The 4716-nt window shown below is 63.6% G+C and carries 6 protein-coding genes and 1 pseudogene; 1 reads left to right on the top strand and 6 read right to left on the bottom strand.

The genetic code is table 11. The annotated features are described in order from the left end of the window. The 4 genes from EN984_RS23130 to EN984_RS23145 form a co-directional block, all read right to left on the bottom strand. Nucleotides 1–389, bottom strand: a 389-nt coding sequence (locus EN984_RS23130; protein WP_127383966.1) for a VOC family protein, incomplete at its 3' end; no start/stop codon positions are given. Nucleotides 390–461: 72 nt separating this feature from the next. Continuing rightward, nucleotides 462–1292 (bottom strand): AraC family transcriptional regulator, encoded by an 831-nt coding sequence (locus EN984_RS23135; protein ID WP_127268805.1) that lies wholly within the window; start codon nucleotides 1290–1292, stop codon nucleotides 462–464. Between the two features lie 102 nt (nucleotides 1293–1394). Further along, nucleotides 1395–1565, bottom strand: coding sequence for a hypothetical protein (locus tag EN984_RS23140; RefSeq protein WP_127268806.1), 171 nt, complete (start codon nucleotides 1563–1565; stop codon nucleotides 1395–1397). Nucleotides 1566–1617: 52 nt separating this feature from the next. Further along, nucleotides 1618–2403, bottom strand: a complete 786-nt coding sequence (locus EN984_RS23145) for a TSUP family transporter (protein WP_127268807.1) — start codon at nucleotides 2401–2403, stop codon at nucleotides 1618–1620. Nucleotides 2404–2551: 148 nt separating this feature from the next. Between EN984_RS23145 and EN984_RS23150 the strand changes: the two genes are divergently transcribed. Further along, complete coding sequence (locus EN984_RS23150; protein WP_127268808.1) at nucleotides 2552–2983, top strand: TerB family tellurite resistance protein; 432 nt, start codon at nucleotides 2552–2554, stop codon at nucleotides 2981–2983. A gap of 20 nt (nucleotides 2984–3003) precedes the next feature. Here EN984_RS23150 and EN984_RS23155 read toward each other — a convergent pair whose 3' ends face one another. Together EN984_RS23155 and EN984_RS23160 are read right to left on the bottom strand one after the other, a co-directional pair. Beyond that, nucleotides 3004–4626 (bottom strand): dipeptide ABC transporter ATP-binding protein, encoded by a 1623-nt coding sequence (locus tag EN984_RS23155; RefSeq protein WP_127271448.1) that lies wholly within the window; start codon nucleotides 4624–4626, stop codon nucleotides 3004–3006. Further along, nucleotides 4623–4716, bottom strand: a pseudogene (locus tag EN984_RS23160) (ABC transporter permease); the annotation flags it as partial. The gene EN984_RS23155 and the pseudogene EN984_RS23160, both read right to left, overlap by 4 nt.

Here is a 4716-nt window from a genome sequence, read left to right on the forward strand (position 1 = left end):
GTGCCGAAGGACCAGACTTTGCCTTCCGGGTCGCGGCAGATGAACTCGCGGCTGCCATAGTCGCGGTTGGTTAATTCCTGGATGATCGTGGCGCCGGCGTTCCTGGCCTTGGCATAGGCGGCATCGGCATCGTAGACGGCAATGTAGATCGACTTGCCGCCGCCTGAGCCGGGTTCGCCGACCATCTTGCCGTAGTCGTCGTCGCGCACCGTGCCCAGCATGATCATCGAGGAGCCGAAGACCAGTTCGGCATGGTGCACGACATCGCCTTCGCCATAGCGGGCACGGACGCTGAAGCCGAAAGCCTCGCCCAGCCAATCGATCATTCTTGCCGCGTTCTTGTAGCGCAAAGCGGGGTAGAGGCGGGGCGCTTCAGTGGTGGTTGGCATGGGAACCTCCTTCATTTGGGTTGGTCGATAACCCACCCTGCTCAAAGACCGTTCCGGCGTCTTGAAGAAATGTTACCTGACAGAGAGCGCGGTCGGCGTTTCGCCGGCGAGGTCGCGAAACTCGCGCACCAGATGCGCCTGGTCGGCATAGCCGCAATCGGCGGCGATGCCGGCCCAGTCGACGGTCTGTTGTCTCGACAGGCCGAGCGCGCGGTTGAAGCGGACAATGCGCGACAGCGTCTTGGGGCCGATGCCGATGGCGTTGGAAAAACTGCCGGCGAGATGCTTGCGGCTCCAGCCCAGCCTTTCGGCGATTGATCCAATGCGGGTCCGGCCGCCGGATGCGATGATGCGGTCATAGGCCCAGGCGATTTCAAGCGGCGTCTCGGCGGCATTCTCGAGACGGGCGGTGACGAAGGCTTCGGCCATGTCGAAACGCGCCGTCCAGTCCGGCGCGTTGCCAAGCTTTTCACGCAGCGCCAAGCCTTGCGCGCCAAGCACGTCGTCGAGGACGACCATGCTGTCGGCCAGTTCGCTCATCGGCAGGCGGAAGAAACGGCGTGCGCCAAGCGGCGTGAAGTTGACCTGGACGCAGCAGGCGCCGCCGAATGATTCGATCAGCACCGGTCCGGCAAAGAGGCCGGCGGCGAAACTGGCGAAGCGGTCATTGTCGCCGGGCGCCTTGCCGAGGCCGATGGCGAAGGGTTCGGCGAAGCTGATGACCAGCGGTACGGTGAGGGACGCGTATTCGACGTTGCGCATATGGCCGGGCGTCATTTCGCGATAGCCGCAAATGTCCGACACAATGCCCTGAAGTCGAGGATCCGGCAGGCGCCGGCGCATCTCGAACCGCCCGGCGACGGACCGGTCCTGCTCTTGCTGGGGTTGCATCTCGACTGGCATCGGCCATCCTTGCGCCAAGTCAAATCTAGCAGACCCGGGGCCGGAATCAAAAGCGCCCGGCTTTTGGCCGGGCGCTCCTCGTCCCCACTTCAAGGGAAATGGTCAGGCGCCGCGCATCAAGCAGCCGCCGGCAAGCACGATGAAAGCAATAAGAACAATCCACACCGATGCGAGTGGAATGAACGCAAGAACGCCAAGCGCGGCGAGTGCGCCGATGATGGCGATAACAACGGAAATGATAAAAACGATCTGCGTAGGTGCGCTAAGATTCATGTGTGGCTCCTCCTACATGATTCGAACAGCGGCATTCTATCAGGGCGCGTGATCACACACCAATCAGGGCGCGCAGCGGGTTCGCCGGGTCGGCCAGCAGCTTCACAGCAAGCGCCAGGCACACGATCACCAGCAGCGGCTTGATCAGTTTCGCGCCGATGCGCATGGCCAGGCTGGCGCCGACGCGGGCGCCGATGAACTGGGCAACGCCCATCATCAGGCCAATCTTCCAGTAGACGACGCCGAAGGCCGCGAAGACGATGAAGCCGCCGATGTTGGAGGCGAAGTTGAGCAGCTTGGTATGCGCCGTCGCCTTGAGCACGCCATAGCCGGCAAGCGCCACGAAGGCCAGCATGTAGAAGGAGCCTGCGCCCGGTCCAAACAGGCCATCGTAGAAGCCGATCGCGGGCACAAGGATCAGTCCGAATAGGAAGGGCGACAGCCGCTCGGCGCGATCGATGTCGTTCATGTTGGGCTTAAACGCGAAGTAGAGCGCGATGGCGATCAGCACGATGGGCAGGGCAGCCCGCAGAATGTCACCCGGCACGATCGTCGCCAGCAAGGCGCCGATGGCGCTTCCGACAAGGGCCAGAAGCGCCGACGGCAATTGCCGGCGGAGGTCCACATGACCCTTCGATGCGTAGTGGATGGTCGCCGAGCCCGAGCCGAACATGCCTTGCAGTTTGTTGGTGGCGAGCGCCTGGACCGGCGTGAAGCCGGCAAGCAGCAGCGCCGGCACGGTGATCAGCCCGCCGCCGCCGGCGATCGAATCGACAAAGCCCGCGGCAAAGGCGGCGAAGGCGAGCATGGCGACGGTCTGGATGCTAAGGTCGATCATCTGATGTATGGCGGTGTCCGGCCGGCTGAAATATCGGGCGTTCGACCACGGCCGCCCTGTTTGCGCAAGGTCGATTCCGCGCTACCTCTATCCAAGCGCATCGCGCTTGGATTTGTATTTGTGTGGTTAACCCGGAAAGAGGCTCCTGATGGCATTCGCATTGCTGGACCAGATACGTCAGATATTCGACGGCGACCCGGGTGTGCGCAAGGTGGCGGACGATCCGGTCCTGTCGGCGGAACTGCTGATGTTGTTTCGCATGATCCTGGCCGACGGGTCTGTCAGCGAGAGCGAGATGGTTGTCTTCCGGCGCATCTGCAAGGACGCCTTCGGCATTGCGGAAAGCAGTATCGACAGCGTCATCGAATATCTCAACGAGTTCGGCTACGAGACCAACGGCTCGCAGGCGATTGCACTGTTCCGCGACCTCGATGTCGAGCGGCGCCGGCAATTGGCCAAACATATGGCGGAGATCGCCAAGGCGGATTCGCAACTTGCCGAGAGCGAGATGCGCCTTCTGCGCCGCACGCTCGACCTGCTCGACATCAGCCCGGTCGATGTGGTGAAGCCGCAGGAGTGATTGGACGCCTTCTCTCCTGATCAGCCTTGCTCTCGCAGCCGCTTCGCGATTGCCCGGTGCAAGTCAGGAGCGGCGGTGACAAGCGCCTTGGCAGCCTCGGACTGCGGGTGGTCGAGCACCGCGTTCGTCTTGCCGCGCTCGACGATCTTGCCGTCATGCATGACCAGCACCTCGTCCGTGATGGCGCGGGCGACGGTCAAATCATGGGTGATGAAGAGATAGGCGATGCCGAGCTTCTGGTTGAGCTCGGCGAACAAATCGAGGATTTGGGCGCGGATCGAGACGTCGAGCGCCGAAACCGGTTCGTCGGCGACGACCAGCTTGGGGCGGGTGATGATGGCGCGGGCGATCGACAGGCGCTGGCGCTGGCCGCCGGAAAATTCATGCGGGTATTTGTCCATGTCGCTGATGCCGAGGCCGACTTCGTGCAGCGCATGCGCCACCATTTCGCGGCGCTCGGTGCGTGTCGGCTGCTTCTCCAGCACATGCAGGGGTTCGGCGACTAGTTTTTCGACCTTCTGACGCGGGTCGAAGGATCCGTAGGGATCCTGGAAAACGACCTGCATGTCACGGCGAGCCGGCTTCAGCTCGGCTTCGCTTTTGCCGGTGATGGTCTCGCCGCGAAACCGGATCGAGCCCGATGTCGGCCGATCCAGCGCCAGGATCATGCGGGCGAGCGTTGACTTGCCGCAGCCGGATCTGCCGACCAGCGCCACTGACTGACCCGGCGCCATCGACAGCGAGACATCGTCGACGGCGCGGATGCCAGGCGCGCGTTTGAACAATGAGGTGCGCCGTCCGGGATAGTCGCGTGTCACGCTTTCGACCTGAAGCAAAGGTCGGCTCGTCTCGATGCCATGCGGCCTGGCGCGCGCCGGCACATGCATCGAGGCCTGCGCCAGCTGGCGCGTGTAGGGATGGAACTGTTCGGACAGCGTGCGCGCAGTGTCGCCGGCTTCCATAACCTCGCCGCGGCGCAGGATAGTGATGCGGTCCGCCATCTCGGTCACCACGGCGAGGTCGTGCGAGATCAGGAGCAGGCCCATGCGGCTCTCGGCGACGAGGTCGCGCAAGAGGTCGAGGATCTGCGCCTGCAGCACCACGTCGAGCGCCGTCGTCGGCTCGTCGGCGACCAGCAGCTTCGGCTTCAGCGCGCAGGCGATGGCGATGACGACGCGCTGGCGCTGGCCACCGGACAGTTCATGCGGATAGCGCGACATTGGGAATTTCGCTTCGGGGAGGCCGACGCGGTCGAGCATTTTTCGCGCCCGGTCTTCGGCCTCGGCGCGGCTGGCCTTGGTGTGCCAGCGTATGCCTTCGGCAACCTGTTCGCCGATGGTCTTGACCGGATTGAGCGCCGTCATCGGCTCCTGGAAGACCATGCCGATGTCGTCGCCGCGCAGCGCGCACATCTGATCCTCGGTTGCCGCGAGGATGTCGATGCCGTCGAATGTGACGCGTCCGGTGGCGCGCGCGGCATGGGGCAGAAGCTGCATCACCGTCAGCGCGGTCATCGACTTGCCCGAGCCGGATTCGCCGACCAAACCCATCACCTCGCCGGGCGCGACGGAAAGCTCCATTCCTTTAAGGATCTGCGTGTCGCCGATGGTCAGCGACAGGTTCTCGATGTCGAGCAGGCTCATCGCTGCCGCCGCGATTTCGGATCGAGGATGTCGGCGATGCCGTCGCCCAGGAGGTTCAGCCCCAGCACGGCGACAACGATCGCCATGCCC

It is taken from the genome of Mesorhizobium sp. M7A.F.Ca.CA.004.12.1.1 (assembly GCF_003997835.1).
Taxonomy (GTDB): Bacteria; Pseudomonadota; Alphaproteobacteria; order Rhizobiales; family Rhizobiaceae; genus Mesorhizobium.